We start from the raw sequence: 19,179 nt of genomic DNA, 5'->3' as shown, positions 1-19,179 counted from the left end.
CTGACTGATAGGATCGAAGCCCGTGATGAAGACTTCGGACGCGGGACATTCAGACGACACGACTTTCACGACGAAGCACATCTTCGTCACCGGAGGCGTGGTCTCCTCCCTGGGGAAGGGCCTGACGGCGGCAAGCCTCGGCAACCTCCTCACGGCACGTGGTCTGCGCGTGGTCATGCAGAAGCTCGACCCGTACCTCAACGTCGATCCCGGAACGATGAACCCGTTCCAGCACGGCGAGGTCTTCGTGACCGACGACGGCGCCGAGACCGACCTCGACATCGGCCACTACGAGCGCTTCCTCGACATCGAGCTCAGCCAGGCCGCGAACGTCACCACGGGCCAGATCTACTCGCAGGTCATCGCCCGTGAGCGCCGCGGCGAGTACCTCGGCGACACCGTGCAGGTCATCCCGCACATCACCGACGAGATCAAGCGCCGCATGCGCCTGCAGGCCAGCGAGCAGCCGCAGCCCGACGTCATCATCACCGAGATCGGCGGAACGGTCGGCGACATCGAGTCGCAGCCCTTCATCGAGTCGGCGCGCCAGATCCGTCACGAGCTCGGCCGCAAGAACGTCTTCTTCGTGCACGTCTCGCTCGTGCCGTTCATGGGCGCCTCGGGTGAGCAGAAGACCAAGCCGACGCAGCACTCCGTCGCGACGCTGCGCTCCATCGGCATTCAGCCCGACGCCCTCGTGCTGCGCAGCGACCGCCCCGTCACCGAGTCGAACAAGCGCAAGATCGCGCTCATGTGCGACGTCGACGAAGACGCGGTGGTCAACGCGATCGACGTGCCGAGCATCTACGACATCCCGTCGATGATGCACGACCAGGGCCTCGACGCCTACATCGTCGACACCCTCGAGATCTCGAAGGCCGCGGACGTCGATTGGACGCGCTGGAACCGCGTGCTCCAGGCCGTGCACAACCCCAAGCACGAGGTCACGATCGGCCTGGTCGGCAAGTACATCGACCTGCCCGACGCGTACCTCTCGGTCACCGAAGCCATCAAGGCCGGTGGCTTCGGCCAGGAGACCCACGTCAAGATCACGTGGATCCCCTCCGACCTGTGCGAGACGCCCGAAGGCGCGGCCAAGGCCCTCGGCGCGGTCGACGGCATCATCGTCCCCGGTGGTTTCGGCATCCGGGGCATCGAGGGCAAGCTCGGTGCGCTGCGGTTCGCGCGCGAACAGGGCATCCCGACGCTCGGCATCTGCCTCGGCCTGCAGTGCATGGTCATCGAGTACGCCCGCACCGTCGCCGGTCTCGAGGGCGCATCGTCGAGCGAGTTCGACCCCGACACCGCGCACCCGGTGGTGGCGACGATGGCCGAGCAGGTCGACATCCTCGAAAGCGGCGACCTCGGCGGCACGATGCGCCTGGGCCTGTACCCCGCCGCGCTCGCGGAGGGCTCGCTCGCCGCGGACCTGTACGGATCGAACGACATCTCGGAGCGGCACCGCCACCGCTACGAGGTCAACAACGCCTACCGCCAGCAGCTGAGCGACGCGGGCCTGGTGTTCTCGGGCCTCAACCCCGACCTCGACCTCGTCGAGTTCGTCGAGCTGCCGCGCGACGTGCACCCCTACTACATCGCGACGCAGGCGCACCCCGAGCTGCGCTCGCGCCCCACCGAGCCGCACCCGCTGTTCCGCGGTCTGGTCGGCGCGGCCCTCGAGCGTCACCGCTCGAGCGAGCTGTTCGACGTCGAGGAGGACTGACATGGAAGAGCTGCGCGACGAGAAGGTCGACCTCGAGATCGTCTCGACCGACCTGGTCTACGAGGGCGCGGTCTGGGACGTGCGCTCCGACACCGTGCGCTACGGCGACGGCGAGATGACCCGCCAGTACGTCGAGCACCCGGGGGCCGCGGCGGTCATCGCGATCGACGATGAGGAGCGCGTCGTGCTCATCCAGCAGTACCGCCACCCCATCAAGGAGCGCGACTGGGAGATCCCGGCCGGACTCCTCGACGTTGCGGGCGAGCCGCCGATGGAGACCGCCAAGCGCGAGCTGACCGAAGAGGCCGACCTCGCCGCCGACCGCTGGCAACACCTCGTGTCGATGCACACGACCCCCGGCGGCAACGACGAGGTCGTGCACCTCTTCCTCGCGCGCGGTCTGCGCGCGGTCGAGACCGACTTCGAGCGCGAACACGAGGAGTCCGACATGCGCCTCGAGCGCGTGCCGCTGGCCGACGTCATCGACGGCGTGCTCGCGGGACGCTTGCGCAACGGCATCCTGGCCACCGGCGCCCTCGCGGCGGCCGAGGTGCTGCGCCGCGAGGCCTCCGCCCGCTGACGTGGAGCTCGAGCGCGCGGTCGAGACCTACCTCCGGCACGTCGCGCTCGAGCGCGGGCTCTCCGACCACACGGTGGCCGCGTATCGTCGCGACCTGTCCGTCTACGCGGACTGGTTGGGCGAGCGCGGCGTCGTCGAGGTGGAGGCCGTGACGCCCGCCCTGATCGCGGACTTCGCGGCCGAGCGCGCCTCGGCCGAGCCGCCGCCGGCTTCGTCGTCGCTCGCGCGGATGCAGTCGTCGGTGCGGGGGCTGCACCGCTTCCTCGTGCGGGAGGGGCGAGCGGATGCCGACCCCACGGGGCGACTGCGTCCGCCCAAGGCGCCGCGCCGCCTGCCGAAGGCCCTGACGATCGCCCAGGTCGATCAGCTGCTGGATGCCGCGGGACCCGCGCCCGGTTCGGTCGACGCCTCCGCCGCTGAGCCGGCGGCCGTGCGCGACCGCGCGCTGCTCGAGCTGCTGTACGCGACGGGAGCCCGTGTCTCGGAGATCGTGCAGCTCGACGTCGACGACACCGCCCACGGCGACCTGCTGCGCGTGCGCGGCAAGGGCGACAAGGAGCGGATCGTGCCCGTCGGTTCGTACGCGCGCGCCGCGGTCGAGGCATACCTCACGCGCGTGCGACCCGCGCTCGCCGCGAAGGGGCGGGCGACACCGCGGCTGTTCCTCGGCGTGCGCGGGGCGCCTCTGTCGCGCCAGAGCGCGTGGCTGATCATCCAGGCCGCCGCCGAGAAGGCGGGGCTCACCGCCCACGTCTCGCCGCACACGCTGCGGCATTCGTTCGCGACGCACCTGCTGCAGGGCGGAGCGGACGTGCGCGTCGTGCAGGAGCTGCTCGGACACGCCTCGGTGTCGACGACGCAGATCTACACGCACGTCTCGGTCGACGCGCTGCGCGACGTGTACGCGATCTCGCACCCGCGGGCGCGGTGAGGCGACGGGTCCGGTCCCCTCGACAGGGTCAGAGACCTCGGGGGGTGCGGGTCGGGGCGGGACGGCCTGAGACACTAGAGGGATGACCGCCACCCTCGTCGCGCAGGGCCTCGCCGGGGGCCACGGACACCGCACGCTCTTCGACGGCGTCGACCTCACGGTCGCGCCGGGCGACGTGATCGGCGTGGTCGGAGCGAACGGCGCGGGAAAGTCCACGCTGCTGCGTCTGCTCGCCGGCGTCGACGAGCCGCAAGGCGGATCGATCAGCCTCGCACCGAGCGATGCGTTCGTCGGCTGGCTCCCGCAGGAGCACGAGCGCGTCGCGGGCGAGACCGTCGCGCAGTACATCGCCCGCCGCACCGGGTGCGCCGAGGCGACGAGAGAGATGGATGCCACGGCGGCGGCCCTCGGCGACGCCTCGATCGTGGGCGCCGACGACGCCTATGCCACCGCCCTCGAGCGCTGGCTCGCCAGCGGTGCGGCCGACCTCGACGAGCGGATGCCGATCGTGCTCGCCGACCTGGGCCTGGAGGTGGGATCGGATGCCGAGATGACCGGCCTCTCCGGAGGCCAGGCGGCGCGCGTCGGGTTGGCGGCGCTGCTGCTCTCGCGCTTCGACATCGCGCTTCTCGACGAGCCAACCAACGACCTCGACCTCGACGGACTCGAGCGGCTCGAGACCTTCGTGAAAGGGCTCCGCGGCGGGGTCGTGCTCGTCAGCCACGACCGCGAGTTCCTCGCCCGCTCGGTGACCCGGGTGCTCGAGCTCGACCTCGCGCAGAACTCCCACCGCGTCTACGGAGGCGGCTATGACGCCTACCTCGAGGAGCGCGCGACCCTGCGCCGCCAGGCGCGGGAGAAGTACGAGGAGTACGCCGACACCAAGGCCGATCTCGTCTCGCGCGCCCGCACGCAGCGCGAGTGGTCGAGTCAGGGCGTGCGCAACGCCATGAAGAAGTCACCCGACAACGACAAGATCCGCCGCAAGGCCGCGACGGAATCGAGCGAGAAGCAGGCGCAGAAGGTGCGCCAGATGGAGAGCCGGATCGCGCGCCTCGACGAGGTCGAGGAGCCGCGCAAGGAGTGGCAGCTCGAATTCACGATCGGCTCGGCGCCGCGCTCGAGCTCGGTCGTGTCGACGCTGTCGGGTGCGGTGTTCCGCCAGGGCGACTTCACCCTCGGGCCGGTCTCGCTGCAGATCAACGCGGGGGAGCGCATCGGCATCACCGGGCCGAACGGTGCCGGGAAGTCGACGCTGCTGCGCGGCATCCTGGGCCGTCAGAGCCCCGACGAGGGATCGGCCTCGCTGGGCTCGAGCGTCGCGATCGGCGAGATCGACCAGGCGCGATCGCTGCTGGTCGGCGGGCGTCCGCTGGCCGAGACCTTCGAGGGGTTCGCCCCCGAAATGAACGCGGGCGAGGTGCGCACGCTGCTGGCGAAGTTCGGGCTCAAGGCCGATCACGTCACTCGCCCCGTCGACGAGTTGTCACCCGGGGAGCGCACGCGCGCGGGACTGGCACTGTTGCAGGCGCGGGGCGTCAACGTGCTCGTGCTCGACGAGCCCACCAACCACCTCGACCTGCCGGCGATCGAGCAGCTCGAGCAGGCACTCGAGTCGTACACCGGCACGCTGCTGCTCGTCACGCACGATCGGCGCATGCTCGCCGCGGTGCAGACCGACCGCCGCTGGCGTGTTGAGGCCGGGCAGGTGTCGGAGCTGTAGGCGGCGTCGCCCCGGGAGCGTTTGTCGAGATGGGTGCGGGGCCCGAGGAGCGCGGGGCGGGGTCAGCGGCCCTGGCGCTTCTTGTAGGGCTTAGGCTCGCCCTTCACGATCGGGGCGCGGCCCTTGCCCTTGCTGGCCTTCGCCTTGCCGCCGCCGGGGGCCTTCTGCCGGGGCGCGGCGGGAGGAGCGTCGGCGATGCGGTGGTGCGCCTCCTCGAGGAGCAGCCGGCCGGCCGGGGTGAGCTGGGTCGGCGGGGTGCGCGAGATGAGCGGCTGCCCCACCTCCTCTTCGAGCTTGTCGACGGTCGTGTACAACGAGGCGAGGGGGATGCGCAGCTTCTCGGCCGCGCGCGGGAAGTGCAGCTCCTCAGCGAGGGCGGCGAACCGGACGAGGTGCTCGAGCTTCATGGCATCCATTCTCCCGTGTTCGACGCGCGGAGCCGACCGGGGCCGCTCAGCAGGCGGCGACGGGCGGGATCTCAGCGTCCGTTCCGAATCGTCCGGAGCGCCGACGGTCACCTGGACGCGTGCCACCGTCCCACCGCATCTGCGCGCGGCGGGACGGACGACGCCACTCAGGCAGCGGCGGAGGCGAGGAAGCGATCAGCCGTGCGCAGCGACAGGGCCATGATCGTCAGCGCGGGGTTGGCGGCGATCGCCGAGGGGAAGACCGAGTTGTCGCAGATCCACAGGTTCGGGATCTCGTGCGACCGGCCGTCGGCGTCGACCACGCCATCGGACGGGTCGTCGGACATGCGGCACGTGCCGATCGTGTGCGCGGTGCGGGCGAGGACCATGGTCTCGCGTGCGCCGGCGGCCTCCATCACGCGCAGCATGAACGCGGTCGCGTGCTTGTCGATCGCCTTCTCGTTGTCACCGGCGGTGAACGTGACCCGCGCGCGCGGGATGCCGAACTCGTCGAGCTCGTCGACCAGCTCGAGGCGGTTGTCGTCGGAGGGCAGGCAGTCGGCGTTGATGCCTATGCCGGCCATGAACCTCGCCTGATCGAGACGCTGCATGAGCTCGGGACCCCAGAGGCCGCCGCCGCGCACGAGGGTGGTCGAGAACGTCAACGGCATGACCCCGAGACTCTGCACAAGGTAGCCGCCGGCGAAATCGGCGTCGGCCGGGCGCATCATGTCTTCGCTGATGAGCGACGACGGGTAGCCCCGGTGCCCGCGGACCGGCTCGTCGAACCGACCCCACACCTGCGTCGCACCGTGCGCGAGGAAGTTGCGGCCCACCTGGCCGTTGTCGTTGGCGAGGCCGGTGTGCAGCAGCAGGCGCGGTGTCTCGACACCGCCTCCGGCGAGCACCAGGGCGCGGCACCGCTGACGACGATCGACGCCGCCCTTGCGGTAGACGACGGCCTGGACGTGACCGCGGGCGTCGAGCTCGATGCCGTGCACCATCGCCTCGCTGCGGATCTCGGCGCCGGATGCCACGGCCGCCGGCAGGTACGTGTTGGCGGTGGATGCCTTGGCATCCACCCGGCATCCCTGGTGGCACTCGCCGCAGTTGACGCACGCACCGCGCGCGCCGTGGTGATCCTGCAGCCGGGCGCGGGTGAGCACGGCGGCCGGGGCGTCGGCCCAGCGCACGCCGAGGGCGTCGCAGCCCTTAGCCACGAGGTTCGCGGGAGCGTTGCGCTTCGCCGGTGCGTAGGCGTAGGTGCGACTCGGATCCCACGGATAGGGGGACGGCCCCGAGACGCCGATGTCGCCCTCGACGCGCTCGACGTACGACAGCAGTTCATCGGGGTCGATGGGCCAGTCGCGGCCGACGCCCGATTCGGTCTTCAGAGCGAGGTCGCGTCGGTCGGGACGAGGGGTGAACGCGCCCCAGTGCAGCATCGAGCCGCCCACGCCGCGTCCGCTGTTGTTCGGACCGAACGCGGTCGGGTCGTCTCCGCCGCTGAGGCGTTCCGACATCCAATTGATCTCGACGGCCTCGGTCTCGTCGGGGGTGAGGTCGTCGAGCGAGAAGTGCCGCCCGGCCTCGAGCGCGACGACGGTGAGTCCCTTACGTGCGAGCTCGGCGGTCAGGGGTGCTCCGCCGGCTCCGGTTCCGATCACCACCACGTCGACGATCTCGTCGTCGGTGAAGGTGCGCATCGCTTCGAGGTTCATGCCGCGTCTCCCGTCGCGATCGTGCCACCGACGTTCGCCGGCTCCCAGTCTTCGCGGCGTCCGAGACGCAGCTCGACGTACCCCCGCATGGGGCGGCCGCCGGTGGCGAACCCGTCGTAGCCGACGCGCGCCATGCTCGCGGGGTGGGCGAGCCACTGGCGAACGAGGTCGTTGCGCGCGTCTTCGAGCCACGCCTTCAGCTGGGCCGCGTCGAGAGGGCCGTCGAGGTCGGAGTCGCCCTCGATGGCCGCCTTGAGGCGGTCGCTGCGCTCCGACGGATCGGTGGGCCAGGCGGCGGCCAACGTATCGAGCCCGCGACGATACGCCTCGGGGTCGCCGGGCAGATCGGCGTTGCGCCACCCGTCGCCCTCACCGCGCGCCAACTGGGCGTCGACGCGGGCGGCGATGTCGATGGCCGGTCCCTCCTGTGGAACGACGAGGTCGGCGATCTCGCGGAGGAGCGTCAGCTGCGCCATGTCGAGCACCGCGGGCGCGTAGCCGTGGTCGTCGGGGAGCGCGCGACGGGCGAGGGCGCTGCGCACGCGGGCGTCGACCCGCTCGCTGCGGATGAGCTCGACCCACTCGTCGGGGACGACCGGACCGACGCCCGCTTCTTCGGCGACGAAGCGCGAGATGGCCGCGGCCGCCTCGACGGGGCGTTCGAGCGGGATCATGTGCCCGGTGTCCTCGAGCGTGACGAAGTGCGCCCGGGGGTACACGGATGCCAGGAGCTCGGGCTGCGCGGAGGCTCCGAGGTCGGCGTCGTCGGTCCCGGCGATCACGACGGCGGGCACGTCGAGCGTGCCGACCGCGGCGGTCGCGTCCACTCGGCTGCCGGTCTCGAGCCAGGCGCGCCACGCCGTGGGGGAGGTGCGACGCAGGTCGGCGAGGGCGAGCGACTGCGCCCCGGCGTCGAGCGGATCGGCGGTGTTCTGGTCGATGAAGGTCTCGGCATCCGCCTCGGAGATCGCGCCGTCGTCGACCCACGAGAGCATGAGCGTCCGACGTTGCTCGTCCATGGGCTCGGGGCGCGGTGGGGACGGGGCCATGAGCACCATGCCCTGTAGCCCGAAGAGGGCCGCATCGCCGCGCAGAACGCGGGAGGCCACGAGAGCGGCGATCTTGCCGCCCATGCTGTGTCCGCCGAGCATCCACGGCCCCCGTGCGTGGTCGGCGAGGCGGTGGACGACGTGGTCGACGGTCTCGTCGACGGTGGCGTCGGGAGCGCTCGCGGCGGAGCCGAAGCCGGGGAGATCGATGCCGACGACGTGCGCGACTCCCGCGAGCTCGTCGGCCAGGCGGTCGAACGAGCCGGCGCTCGCGCCCAGCGCGTGGAGCATGTACAGGGTGAGGGGCGCTCCGCCGGGGGCGGGAGCGGTGTCGGTGGGCATGCACTCACGCTCCCGTATGTGCGCGCGCGACACGGGTCGGTTGCGGATCGACGGGTTTTGCGCAAGCGTGCGGGCCGCGCCGCGCCCTGGAGCGCGCGGGCCGCGCGGGCGCGCAGGAACGCCCCGGCCGCGCGCGGCGGGCCGGGGCGTCTGCGCAGGCCTCAGGGCGTGACCATGCCGCCGTTGACGTTGAGCGTCTCGCCCGAGACGTAGCTCGACTCGGCCGAGGCGAGGAAGACGAACGCGGGTGCGATCTCGGCGGGCTGGCCGGCCCGCTGATAGGTGCTCTCGTCGTCGAAGTGCTCCATCTGGTCGTCGGAGACGCCCTGGCTCACCTGCAGCGCCGACCACGTGGGCCCCGGAGCGACGACGTTGACCCGGATGCCGCGTGACGCGAGCTGCTGAGCGAGGCCCTTCGAGAGGTTGTTGATCGCGGCCTTGGTGGCGGCGTAGTCGAGACGGTCAGGGGCGGGCACGTAGGCCTCGAGGGAAGCCGTGTTGATGATGGAGCCGCCTTCGGGCAGGTGCGCGAGCGCCGCCTTGGTGATCCAGAACGGCGCGAAGACGTTCGTGCGGAAGGTCTGCTCGAATTGGTCGTCGGAGAGGTCTTCGACCTTCTCGACCATCACCTGCTTGCCCGCGTTGTTCACGACGATGTCGAGGCCGCCCAGGGCCTCGGCGGCGCGGTCGACCAGTTCGCGGCAGGCCGCCGGGTCGGTGATGTCGGTCGCGATCGAGACGCCGGTGCGACCGGCATCCCGAACCTGATCGAGCACGTGATCGGCGTCGCGCTGCTCGTCGGGCAGGTGCACGATGGCCACGTCGGCGCCTTCGCGCGCGAACGCGATCGCCACCGCCCCGCCGATGCCGGAATCGCCGCCGGTGATGAGAGCCTTGCGTCCGACCAGGCGGCCGAGACCGCGGTAGGTCTTCTCGCCGAGGTCGGGCACCGGGGTCATGTCGGCTTGCACGCCGGGCTCGGGCTGGTGCTGGAGGGGCGGCTCGACGCGGGCGTAGCGGGTGACGGGGTTGTCGAAGGTCAGCTGATCGCGATCGTTGGTCATGCCCCGACGTTAGGCAGCACGCACCGGGCGGCGACGGCCCTTGACGGGCGCGGCGGTCGAGCTATCGGATGGCCGCGCCGCGAACGCGCGTCGAGCGGATGCCGGAGTGCTCGTCGAGCAGATCGCTGACCTTCTCCGCAGACTCCCGCCACGAGAAGCGTCGGGCGTTGAGCTCACCGGCGGCGATCAGCCGCGCGCGGACGCCCTCGTCGTCGGCGACACGGGACATGGCCGCGGCGATGTCGTCGACGTCGAGCGGATCGACGTACAGCGCGGAGTCGCCGAGCACCTCGGGGAGGGAGGCGGCGCGCGCCGCGATGACGGGGCAGCCGCACATCTGCGCCTCGATCGGCGGGATGCCGAAGCCCTCGTAGAGCGAGGGGAAGACGAAGGCGAGGGCTCCGCGGTACAGGGCGGCGAGCTCGGCGTCGTCGACTCGGCCGAGGAAGCGCACCCGCGCGTCGGAGGTGTCGAACTGCTGCCGGGCGAAGCTGTTCGTCTGGCTCCCCACGACGCGCAGTTCGACCTCGGGATGGGTTCGGGCGAAGATCGCGAACGCGTCGAGCATGCGGGCGACGTTCTTGTGCCGGTTCGGCGAGGAGACGGCGAGCAGGTACGGGCGGTTCGAGGACGTCGCCGGCGGCGTGGACGCCAGCGCGAGGATGTTCTGCGCGCTGTTCGGGACGACGGCGAAGTGGTCGGTGGGCACGCCGAAGCGACGCGAGATCTCGCCGCGCGAGAATTCGCTCACGGTGATCATGCGTTCGCTGTGCGCGACGACGCGGGGGATCACGACCGAATAGAGGGCCCGGAAGCGTCGGCTGAAGCTCTCGGGATGACGGATCCACGTGATGTCGTGCAGCGTGGAGATCTGCGGACGGTGCCACATCGGGCCCGTGCTCGTGAGGTTCAGCAGCAGCTCGCCGCGCCGCCGGGCGAATCGTGGAAGGTCGATCTGCTCCCACGCGTGACCCGTGAAGCGCCCGACCGTCTGGATGCGCGAGCGGTCGAGCCCCGCGTCGTCGAGGTCGCCCGGAGGGACGGCGAGAGTGAGGTCGTCGCGGATGCGGAGGAGCTCGCGCGTGATCTCGGTGGCGAAGCGTTGGATCCCCGTGGTCCCCTGGGTCAGGAACCGGGCGTTCACGATGGTCATCTCGAGGCCTTCCCGACGAGTGGTCGAGCCGGCGGGAGGCCCCTCAGCGGCGTCGGATGAAGCCCCCGAACACGCGAAGGTCGCGTCGGCACATCGCCAGCAGCAGTGCGATCACGACGATGACCCAGACGCCACCGACGCCGAGCAGGCGGGGCAGCGAGGGGAGGGAGGTGAAAACGAGCGTCGAGACGGCGAGGCCCGCCCCCAGCGCGACGGCGAAGACGACGATCGGCCGGATCGCCGCGCGCAGAAGGGCCGCCGACGAGACGCCCGTGCGGGGGAGGAAGAACATCGCCGCGACGCCCCACAGCAGGAACTGCCCGAGCGCGATGGCGCCGGCCACCGCGGCCGGGCCGATCGGGGCGACGACCACCGCGAGCGCGATCGTCGCCACGCGTCCGCTGATCTCGGAGAACAGCAGCAGCCCGGATCGGCCCGTGGAGACGAAGGCCCAGTACTGCGGGTAGCCGAGGATCTGGAACAGTGCACCGGCCGCGAGGATCGGCACGAACGGCGCGGCGCCCGTCCACGCGGAGCCGAGGACGAGGTCGAGCGCGGGATACGCGGTGGCGACGAAAAGGCTGAGGTAGGCGAGCGTCGGGTAGCAGAGCACCGTCTGATGGCGCACGAGCCGCCGCTGCAATTCGGCGGTGTCTTCGGCATCCGCGAGACCGGGGATGACCACCCGCGTGAGCGGAGTGATGAGCTGATCGATCGGGAGGTTCACCAGCTGGGTCGCCCGGTTGAACAAACCGATCACCTGATCGCTCGCCACCCGCGCGACCGACACCGTGCCCACGTTCGTCGCGGCGTAGTTCAGCACGTGCACCAGGAAGGTGTTGCCGCCGAAGCTCAGCAGGGGGCCCATCGCCGCTCCCCGCCGTGGCAGCCCCGGACGCCAGGGCGTGAGGAACACCGACAGCACGAGGGTGACGCCCGCCGCGATCGTGCCCTGCAGGGCGAGGGCGAGATACCCGCCGCCGAGGAGCGCGAGGGCGACGGCTCCGACCAGCCCCGACAGGTCGCCGCAGAGCTCGCTCGCCGCGAGACGTCCGTACCGCCCCGATCTGTTGAGCTCCACACGCAGCTGCGCGCTCGCCGAGCGGAGCGCGAACGCCGGCGCCAGCAGGCACATGACCGCGACCAGGCGCGGATCGTCGAAGGCGGCCGCGAACGGCTGGGCCACCGCGAGCACCACCCCCGTCGCCGCGAGACCGATGCCGGTGTTCATCCAGAACAGGTTCGTCCGCTGCGCATCGGACAGGGTCGGTGCGCGCAGCGCCGCCATGCTCAACCCGAAGTCGCCGAGCACCGCGGCGAGTCCCGCGACCGAGGCCGCGAGCGCGACGATGCCGAAGTCGGCCGGCCCGACCAGCCGGGCCAAGACGACGATGCCGAGGATCTGAGAGACGTACCGACCCCACTGGGCGCCGAGGAGCAGCAGCGCCGCCCCCCGGCGAGGAGCGGTGACGTCGGTGGGGATCACGGGGAGCTCCTCGAGTTGTACTGTGTCGGCCGTGAGCACGCTAACCAGCCCCGCGACCCTCGGTCGCGCCCCCGGCAGGCCCGAGAAGGGGTGGGTGAATTCGCGGGCGCTGCGCTGGACGGCGGTCATCGTCGTGTGGGCGTATTCGGTGGTTCCGGCGGTCGTCGAAACGGCCCTCATCGACCGCCAGCACTACAAAGAGGGCAAGACCGCCTCGAACCCGCTGGTGGTGGCGCTCGACGACGCCCTGAGCATCGCCGTGCCGATCCTGGCGGTGGGACTGCTGCTGCTCATGCTGCTGTTCTCGAAGGTCACGGGCGAGAGCCTGCTGCTGGTCGTCGCCCCCGGTCTGGTGCTCGCGGCGAACGAGCTCGTGCACGGGCGGGAGCCCACGCTCGGCCTGCTCCTCACCTCCGCCGTGGGCACCCTGCTGGTGATAGCGCGGGTGAAACCGAGGGATCTCGGCATCCTGGGATACCTGGGTGCCCTGGTCGCTGCGGCCGCGATCGCCCTGTCGTACCTCGACCCGTCGAAGGTGTTCATCTCGGGCGGCTCCGAGACCTTCGAGAAGTCGCTCACCGGAACGTCACTGCTGTCGGGCATCTTCTCGAACGCGAACGTGTTCGGCATGTTCCTCGCGCTCGCTCTGCCGTTCGCCTTCACCGCACGTCGGTGGTGGGTGCGGTGGCCGCTCATCGGGGTGATCGCGTGGGCCCTGGTACTCACCTCGTCGCGAACCGCGCTCGCCGGGGCCGTCGTCGTGCTCGCCGTCATCGTCTTGTCGCGGGTGCTGCCGCAACCCGCCTTTCGCGTCGCCGCCGTCGCAGGACTCGTCGCGGCGTGCATCGCCTGCGTGCGCGTCCCCTTCACCGAGACCGACCCCGAGGCCTACACGTTCCGCGGCGCCATCTGGACGTTCAACCGCGACGAGTTGGGCGGCCATTGGCTCTTCGGCCTCGGCGCCCACTGGTACGCGGACAACTACGCGATGCTGTCGAACGCGCTCTCGAGCGCCGCGAGTCACGGCCACAACCTGGTGCTGACGACGCTCGTGATGGGCGGCGCCGTCACCTTGGCCGCCTGGGCCGCCGTGATCGTCATGGCGTTCGTCTCGAGCCTGCGCGACACCGATCGACGTCAGCAGGCGGTGGGCGTGGCGTTCGTGCTCGGTCTGGTCGTGATCGGCGTCACCGAGACGCCGTTCGGGATGCTCGGGTGGGGGCCGCTGTCGTCGTCGACGGTGCTGCCGCTGTTCGTGCTGGCCGCCCGGCACTGGATCGATCGCGACGACCGCGCGCAGCTCGCCCAGGTGATCGCGTCGATGCCGAGCGAGATGATGTCGCGTTCGGCGTTGCGCGCGATGCGTCGCTGACGGGGGCTCGTTCGGGGCTCAGCGGCGCGACGAGCGTCCGAGCCACTCCCGCGCGCCGCGGGTCAGGCGGCTCCGCCTCGCGGCCGCGGCCGTGGTGACGGGGCGCCCGGCGCGTCGTTCGGAGGCGAGCGCGACGTCGTCGTCGGGCCAGATCAGGCGGAGCCCCACGCGCAGGCGCAACAGCGGCGGCACGGTCTGCAGGGCTGTCCAGTAGGCGCGGAGGCGGTCGGGGCGACCGCGCCACTCCCAGTCGTGCGGTCGGGCTCCGTCGCTCGGCAGAGGTGCGGTCCCCGTCGCCGCGGCGATCTCGGTGCGCAACACCTCGACCGCGCCGAGCGCGACGGCACTGTCGAGAGTGGTGGGCGCGGCGGCGAGCATCGTCGTCGCGAGCGCGGAGGCGCGCTCCGAGCGGGGGCCGGCACCGATCTCGGGCCGCACGGCGTGGACGGCGGCGAGCACCGCGTGTGCGGCGACGTCGGGCACCCTCACCTCCACCCCGGCGTAGCGGACGGCGGAGGTGCGGGCGGTGAGCGCGGCGAACGCGTCGCCGTCGTCTCTCGTCAGGCCGGGGAGGCGGCGGTGCACGTCGATCTCGCAGCCCCAGCGGGCGGGTGTCATCGTGGCGGTGTGATGGACAGGCGTTCCCCGCCACGGGTCGGGTTCACGTGTCCATCCCCAGGGCTCCAGCGCCGCGGCGAGATCGTCCCAGCGGTCGGGGTCGCACCACACGTCGACGTCGCCCGAGTGCTCCCGTTCGCGCAGCCCCTGGCTCTTCAGCGCCGGGCCCTTGATGAAGACGCACCGGATGCCGTGAGACTCGGCGACACGCGCGGTGACGGCGTAGACGAGTTCGTGGGTGGGCGACGACAGCGTGGGGCGGGGGAGGTGGGTGACCGCCCACGGGTGGCGGGGGTCGGCGTCGATGATGTGCAGGTCTCTCATGCGCTCGATGAGCTCGCGTTCGTCGGCAGAGAGGTCGGCGTGGCGCACGGAGCCCTGCGCGACGAGGCGCCGCCACAGCGCCGCCCCGTCGCCGACCAGGCAGAAGGCGTCGCCGGGGACGACCGGGGCGAGGAGCACTTCGGGGCCACCGGGCGTCGTGTCGTCGGAGCGCACGTCGAGCGCCCCGAGGGCCACGGGCGTCCAGACCCCGGAGGGGGGAGGGGAATCGCCCATTGTGCAGCTCCTGCGTCGACGGTGGGAGAACCCAGTCTGCGGGGGTCCACGGCACGGTGCGGCACGCGAGGGCGACGCCGGGGGCGAGGCCCGATCTACTTCACCCCGCAGGTCACCCTTCGAAGGGGGCGCGGATCAGCGCACGCCCCCGCGATCGACGAGGCGCGTGGGAATCAGATGCGTGTGCGAGCCGGTGGCCGGGTCGGCGCCCCGGGCGAGGAGGGTCTCGGTCGCGCGGGCGCCGAGATCGGCGACGTCGTAATCGACGAGGCGGATGCGGCGGGGCAACAGGCGCGACAGCTCGAAGTCGTCGAATCCGGCGATGGCGACGTCGGCACCGCGCGGCAGGATCGTCTCGAGCGCACCGATGGTGAGGCGGTTGTTGGTGCAGAACACCGCGGTGGGCGGGTCGGCGGAGTCGAGCAGGCGCTCCATCGCGTCACGCGCGTCGGCGGGGGTGTGCAGCCCCTCGACGACGAGGGCGGGATCGAGCGCGCGCCCCGCTGCGGCGAAGGCGTCGCGCACACCCTCACGGCGCTCGGCCATCGTGTAGATGGAGGGCGCGTCGAGCAGCACGGCGATGCGGCGGTGACCCGCCGCGAGCAGTTCGGCCACGGCGTCGCGCGCCCCGCCGCGGTTGTCGAGCAGGATCGCGTCGGCCGGGATGCCGCTGCCGGGGCGGTCGAGGAAGACCACCGGCGTGCCGAGCTCGACCTCACGGGCGAGGTAGGAGTGGTCGGCCGCGGTCGGGACCACGATGAGGCCGCCCACCTGGCGCTGGCACATGTCGAGGGCGAGAGTGCGCTCGAGGTCGGCGTCTTCTTCGCTCGACGCCATCACCACGTGCATGCGCTCGCGCGTGGCGACCTGGGAGACCGCGGCGGCGACGGCCATGTAGAAGGTGTTCGACAGGTCGGCGGCGATGAAGCCGATCGTGTCGCGGTTGCCGGAGCGCAGGCTCGCGGCGAGGGAGTTGCGGTGGTATCCGAGTCGCGCGACCGACGCGCGCACGCGTTCGATCATCGCCGGGTCGACACCCGACTCTCCGTTCACGACCCGCGAGACCGTCTTCAGGCTGACGCCGGCGTCGGCGGCGACGTCGATCATCGTGGGCCGGCCGGTCTTGCGCATGCGTCTCCTCGGGCTGCCGTGAAGCGACGGCATGATCCGAGCATAGGGAGTGGGACCGTCTTCGACCGGTGACGTGGGGCCCGGTGGCGCGTCCGGGCCCGCACGTCGCGCGATCAGGCCTCGGGAGCGACCAGCGTGCCCGTCTCGTGCGAGGCGATCGCGGCGGCGAACAGGCGGTGCGTGAGCGCGGCCTCTTTGGGGCGCACGCAGCCGAATCCGTCGCCCAGCTCACCCAGGTACTCGGCCAGGAAGGCCGCCCACATCTGCAGGATGGCATCCGAGAACCCCGACTCGAAGTTGGGGCCGGTCACCGTCGGCCAGACCGACTGGCTGCCCGCATCCACGCTCTGCCAGCTCTGCTCGCGGCCCACGCCGGGCACGTCGACGAAGGCGAACACCTCGACCTGCTTGGGGTTCTTGGTGCTGAAGCGCACCCCGCCCGACATGCCGATCGCCTCGAACTCCCACGTGTTCTTCTGACCCGGAGCGATGCGCTTGGTCTCGGTGGTGAGGGGGAACGGGGCGCCCTCGTGGCGCGACCACGAGTGGATCACGGCGTTGTCCCACGTGTCACAGGGCTGTGGTGAACCATCGGGGCCGGGGCGCTCGGTGACGATGTCCTGCAGGATGCCGACGACCTTCTCGGGCGCCCATCCCAGGCGCAGCGGCACGTGCCATGTGTGCATGCCGAGGTCGTTGAGGACCCCCGCGTCGCCGCAGAACTGCTTCTGCCGCTTCCAGTTGAGGGGCTTGTTCACGTCGATGTCGCTGGAGTGCAGGAAGGTGCACTTCGCCTCGACGATGCGGCCGAGGCCGCCCGCGCGCACGTAGTCGACGGCCCACTGGGCGCCGGGGAAGAACGGCATCTCGCTCGAGACGCGCACGAACGACTGCGGGTTCTCCTCGATCGCGGCCACGACCGCGTCGGCGGCGGCGCGGTCGATGCCGAACGGCTTCTCGGCCAGCAGCGCCTTGCCCGCGCGCACGGTGTCGACGTAGAGGCGCTCGTGCAGGTCGTGGCGCACCGCGATGTAGACGACGTCGACGCGGGGGTCGGCGAGCAGCTCGTGGTGGTCGGTGGTGGTCAGCTGCACCGTGTCGATGCGCTCGAAGAACTCCAGCGCCGCCGGGTTGATGTCGCAGACGGCGACGAGCTCGGGCTCGGCCGGGTGGTCGATGAGGGCGGGCCAGCGTCGCAGCGCCGCCGCGATCTCGCGCCCCATGAGGCCACCGCCGATGATGCCGACGCCGATCTTCTTGCCGGTCATGCGCGGTCTCCTTCCGCGGGGGCGCCGATGAGGGCGAGGGCCTCGTCGACCGAGGCGTCGTCGTGCACGACGGCCATGAGGGCGGCGGTGATGCCGGCCGGGTCGTGGTGCTGGATGACGTTGCGTCCGTAGACGATGCCGCGCGCGCCCTGCTCGAGGACGGCCTGGGTGCGCTCGAGCAGCGTGCGGTCGTCGACGCGCCCGCCGCCGCGGACCAGCAGCGGGGTGTCGCCCGCGGCCTGGATGACCCGGTGGTACTCGGTGATGTCGTCGGTGGGGTCGGCCTTGATGAGGTCGGCGCCGAGCTCGCGCGCCTGGCGCACGAGGGTGATGACCTTGGCGGTGTCGCCGTCGACCCCGTATCCGCCCGAGCCGGGCTTGGTCTGCATGACGAGAGGCTCGATCATGAGCGGCATCCCGTATTTCTCGGCGTCGGTGCGCAGCGCCAGGATCGAGCGGATGCACTGCTCGCGCACCTGCGGTTCGCCGGGGAGGTCGAGGAGGTTGACGCATACGGCCACCGCGTCGAGGCGCACGGCGACCTCGATGGCATCCGGGACGTGGATGCTGTGCAGCGGCATCTCGAGCGGGTCGCCGTAGACGTTGGCGATGTCGGTGCGCAGCACGAGCCCGGGCTTCTGCTTGCCGGGGAACGCCTGCAGCAGCGGGGCCTGGCCGAGGGTCAGCTGCACGGCGTCGGGGCCGGCATCGACGAGGGTCGCGACGGTCTTCGCCATGTCTTCGATGCCGGTGAGGAAGTTGTACTCGTGGAACGCGCCGTGGTCGACGGCGACGTCGAACGCGCGACCGGATCGGGCGTTGAAGAGGCGATTGAGGCGGGGTTTCGACATGGGGTGTGGGTCTCCGAAGCGTCGTGTCGGGGCGCGGCTCTGCGCTCGACGGTCAGTATGCGGTTCACAAGACAACGTTGTCAAACATTGATAGCGTGAGCGTCGCAACGGCGAGGAAGGCGGGGCTCATGGGTGAGCTGTACGGACGACCGATCGATGAGGCGCTGCGGCGCGCAGGCTCAACGGCCCAGATCGCGGCGGTCGAGGCCTCGGTGCGCAGCGACGGACCGGATGCCGGAACCCGGCGACTACGCGTGATCGCGGGCGACCTCGACATCGAGCTGCTGCCCGACCGCGGGCTCGACCTCGGGCAGGTGCGCCACCGCGGCGTGCCCCTGGCCTGGGTGTCACCGACGGGGTGGCCGCGGCCGGGGACGGCGGGCTTCGGGGCGGCGTTCGGCGGGGGACTCGTGACCACGTGCGGTCTGCTGTCGTTCGGCCCGCCGTCGGTCGACGCCGAGGGGGAGCATCCGCAGCACGGGCGCTACAGCGGCCTGTCGGCATCCGTCACCCGGGCGGAGGTGCAGGCGGATGCCGTGGTGATCGAGGCGACCGTGACCGAGGCGACGGTGCTCGGTGCGCACCTGGAGCTGCGGCGGCGCCTGCGCGTGCCGCTGGGCGAGGGGCGGATCGAGCTGCGCGACGAGATGGTGAACCGCGGGTCGCGCGTGGTGGAGCCGATGGTGCTCTACCACGTGAACCTCGGCTGGCCGCTGGTCGACGCCGGCACCGTGCTGCGCTCGCCCGCGGAGAGCGTGGTGCCCCGCGATGCGGCCGCCGAGGTGGGCATCGAGGGCTGGGCGGAGTTCCCCGCCCCCGTCGCGGACTACCCCGAACAGGTGTTCCGCCACGAGTTGCCGAGCGATCGTCGCGTGAGTGCCGAGGTGATCGCTTCGTCGGGGCTCGGCATCCGGATCTCCTTCGACACGACGGCGCTGCCGGCGATGTTCCAGTGGCGCGTGGCGCAGGACGACGGTCTCGTGCTGGGCGTCGAGCCGGCGACGGCGGCCACGATCCACGGCCGCGGCGCGGCGCGCGAGGCGGGGCTGCTGCGGGCGCTCGCCCCCGGCGCGTCGTGGGAGCTCGGTCTCGACATCGATGTCATCCGTGACCGATCCGAGACTTGACAACGTTGTCCTCCTAGCCTCAGGATGACTCCATCGGAGCCCGCCCGAGGGATCCGCCCCGAAATGACAACGATG

Annotated in this window: 16 protein-coding genes; 6 read left to right on the top strand and 10 right to left on the bottom strand. The window is 71.4% G+C overall.

Going from position 1 to position 19,179, the window contains the following annotated elements:
* The first annotated feature begins 25 nt into the window (after positions 1-25).
* From M3667_RS13095 to abc-f, 4 genes are all read left to right on the top strand, one after another.
* Positions 26-1,723: a CTP synthase gene (locus M3667_RS13095; protein WP_251508627.1), complete on the top strand. Its 1,698-nt coding sequence runs from the start codon at positions 26-28 to the stop codon at positions 1,721-1,723.
* Position 1,724: 1 nt separating this feature from the next.
* A complete protein-coding gene (locus M3667_RS13090; RefSeq protein ID WP_251508607.1) occupies positions 1,725-2,303 on the top strand; it encodes an NUDIX hydrolase in 579 nt (192 codons plus the stop codon).
* A gap of 1 nt (position 2,304) precedes the next feature.
* Positions 2,305-3,234: a site-specific tyrosine recombinase XerD gene (gene xerD / locus M3667_RS13085; protein WP_251508606.1), complete on the top strand. Its 930-nt coding sequence runs from the start codon at positions 2,305-2,307 to the stop codon at positions 3,232-3,234.
* 82 nt (positions 3,235-3,316) lie between these two features.
* Entirely contained in the window at positions 3,317-4,957 is a 1,641-nt protein-coding gene (gene abc-f, locus M3667_RS13080; RefSeq protein WP_251508605.1) for a ribosomal protection-like ABC-F family protein, read from the top strand.
* 62 nt (positions 4,958-5,019) lie between these two features.
* Here abc-f and M3667_RS13075 read toward each other — a convergent pair whose 3' ends face one another.
* The 6 genes from M3667_RS13075 to M3667_RS13050 all read right to left on the bottom strand — a co-directional run bounded on the left by M3667_RS13075 (position 5,020) and on the right by M3667_RS13050 (position 12,179).
* Positions 5,020-5,364 (bottom strand): LysR family transcriptional regulator, encoded by a 345-nt coding sequence (locus M3667_RS13075; RefSeq protein ID WP_154097209.1) that lies wholly within the window; start codon positions 5,362-5,364, stop codon positions 5,020-5,022.
* A gap of 167 nt (positions 5,365-5,531) precedes the next feature.
* Complete coding sequence (locus tag M3667_RS13070; protein WP_251508604.1) at positions 5,532-7,085, bottom strand: GMC family oxidoreductase; 1,554 nt, start codon at positions 7,083-7,085, stop codon at positions 5,532-5,534.
* Positions 7,082-8,476, bottom strand: coding sequence for an alpha/beta fold hydrolase (locus M3667_RS13065; RefSeq protein WP_251508603.1), 1,395 nt, complete (start codon positions 8,474-8,476; stop codon positions 7,082-7,084). The genes M3667_RS13070 and M3667_RS13065 overlap by 4 nt, the downstream gene beginning before the upstream one ends.
* A gap of 161 nt (positions 8,477-8,637) precedes the next feature.
* Positions 8,638-9,540 (bottom strand): SDR family oxidoreductase, encoded by a 903-nt coding sequence (locus M3667_RS13060; protein WP_251508602.1) that lies wholly within the window; start codon positions 9,538-9,540, stop codon positions 8,638-8,640.
* 61 nt (positions 9,541-9,601) lie between these two features.
* Positions 9,602-10,693, bottom strand: a complete 1,092-nt coding sequence (locus tag M3667_RS13055; protein ID WP_251508601.1) for a glycosyltransferase family 1 protein — start codon at positions 10,691-10,693, stop codon at positions 9,602-9,604.
* A 43-nt stretch (positions 10,694-10,736) separates the two neighbouring features.
* Positions 10,737-12,179 (bottom strand): lipopolysaccharide biosynthesis protein, encoded by a 1,443-nt coding sequence (locus tag M3667_RS13050; RefSeq protein ID WP_251508600.1) that lies wholly within the window; start codon positions 12,177-12,179, stop codon positions 10,737-10,739.
* A 31-nt stretch (positions 12,180-12,210) separates the two neighbouring features.
* Between M3667_RS13050 and M3667_RS13045 the strand changes: the two genes are divergently transcribed.
* Complete coding sequence (locus M3667_RS13045; protein WP_251508599.1) at positions 12,211-13,551, top strand: O-antigen ligase; 1,341 nt, start codon at positions 12,211-12,213, stop codon at positions 13,549-13,551.
* Positions 13,552-13,569: 18 nt separating this feature from the next.
* Here M3667_RS13045 and M3667_RS13040 read toward each other — a convergent pair whose 3' ends face one another.
* The 4 genes from M3667_RS13040 to M3667_RS13025 all read right to left on the bottom strand — a co-directional run bounded on the left by M3667_RS13040 (position 13,570) and on the right by M3667_RS13025 (position 17,977).
* On the bottom strand, positions 13,570-14,727 hold the full coding sequence (locus tag M3667_RS13040; protein ID WP_251508598.1) for a nucleotidyltransferase family protein: 1,158 nt from the start codon (positions 14,725-14,727) through the stop codon (positions 13,570-13,572).
* Positions 14,728-14,862: 135 nt separating this feature from the next.
* On the bottom strand, positions 14,863-15,858 hold the full coding sequence (locus tag M3667_RS13035; RefSeq protein ID WP_251508597.1) for a LacI family DNA-binding transcriptional regulator: 996 nt from the start codon (positions 15,856-15,858) through the stop codon (positions 14,863-14,865).
* A 113-nt stretch (positions 15,859-15,971) separates the two neighbouring features.
* On the bottom strand, positions 15,972-17,126 hold the full coding sequence (locus M3667_RS13030) for a Gfo/Idh/MocA family protein (RefSeq protein ID WP_251508596.1): 1,155 nt from the start codon (positions 17,124-17,126) through the stop codon (positions 15,972-15,974).
* Positions 17,123-17,977, bottom strand: a complete 855-nt coding sequence (locus tag M3667_RS13025; protein WP_251508595.1) for a class I fructose-bisphosphate aldolase — start codon at positions 17,975-17,977, stop codon at positions 17,123-17,125. Before M3667_RS13025 ends, M3667_RS13030 begins: the two co-directional genes overlap by 4 nt.
* A gap of 128 nt (positions 17,978-18,105) precedes the next feature.
* On the opposite strand from M3667_RS13025, the gene M3667_RS13020 reads away from it, so the two are divergent.
* Positions 18,106-19,104 (top strand): aldose 1-epimerase family protein, encoded by a 999-nt coding sequence (locus tag M3667_RS13020; protein WP_251508594.1) that lies wholly within the window; start codon positions 18,106-18,108, stop codon positions 19,102-19,104.
* The last annotated feature ends 75 nt before the right edge of the window (positions 19,105-19,179 follow it).

Origin of the sequence: Microbacterium sp. P26 (assembly GCF_023712585.1) — a bacterium.
In the GTDB taxonomy this organism is placed as follows: Bacteria; Actinomycetota; Actinomycetes; order Actinomycetales; family Microbacteriaceae; genus Microbacterium; species Microbacterium algihabitans_A.
The sequence above is the reverse complement of the archived record's forward strand: the minus strand, read 5'-3'. Positions and strand labels throughout refer to the sequence as shown.

Excerpts from the sequence above, each read along its gene's own strand:
- M3667_RS13095 (WP_251508627.1), top strand. The coding sequence starts at position 26 with ATGAAGACTTCGGACGCGGGACATTCAGACGACACGACTTTCACGACG.
- M3667_RS13090 (WP_251508607.1), top strand. The coding sequence starts at position 1,725 with ATGGAAGAGCTGCGCGACGAGAAGGTCGACCTCGAGATCGTCTCGACC.
- abc-f (WP_251508605.1), top strand. The coding sequence starts at position 3,317 with ATGACCGCCACCCTCGTCGCGCAGGGCCTCGCCGGGGGCCACGGACAC.
- M3667_RS13075 (WP_154097209.1), bottom strand. The coding sequence starts at position 5,364 with ATGAAGCTCGAGCACCTCGTCCGGTTCGCCGCCCTCGCTGAGGAGCTG.
- M3667_RS13070 (WP_251508604.1), bottom strand. The coding sequence starts at position 7,085 with ATGAACCTCGAAGCGATGCGCACCTTCACCGACGACGAGATCGTCGAC.
- M3667_RS13065 (WP_251508603.1), bottom strand. The coding sequence starts at position 8,476 with ATGCCCACCGACACCGCTCCCGCCCCCGGCGGAGCGCCCCTCACCCTG.
- M3667_RS13060 (WP_251508602.1), bottom strand. The coding sequence starts at position 9,540 with ATGACCAACGATCGCGATCAGCTGACCTTCGACAACCCCGTCACCCGC.
- M3667_RS13055 (WP_251508601.1), bottom strand. The coding sequence starts at position 10,693 with ATGACCATCGTGAACGCCCGGTTCCTGACCCAGGGGACCACGGGGATC.
- M3667_RS13040 (WP_251508598.1), bottom strand. The coding sequence starts at position 14,727 with ATGGGCGATTCCCCTCCCCCCTCCGGGGTCTGGACGCCCGTGGCCCTC.
- M3667_RS13035 (WP_251508597.1), bottom strand. The coding sequence starts at position 15,858 with ATGCGCAAGACCGGCCGGCCCACGATGATCGACGTCGCCGCCGACGCC.
- M3667_RS13030 (WP_251508596.1), bottom strand. The coding sequence starts at position 17,126 with ATGACCGGCAAGAAGATCGGCGTCGGCATCATCGGCGGTGGCCTCATG.
- M3667_RS13025 (WP_251508595.1), bottom strand. The coding sequence starts at position 17,977 with ATGTCGAAACCCCGCCTCAATCGCCTCTTCAACGCCCGATCCGGTCGC.
- M3667_RS13020 (WP_251508594.1), top strand. The coding sequence starts at position 18,106 with ATGGGTGAGCTGTACGGACGACCGATCGATGAGGCGCTGCGGCGCGCA.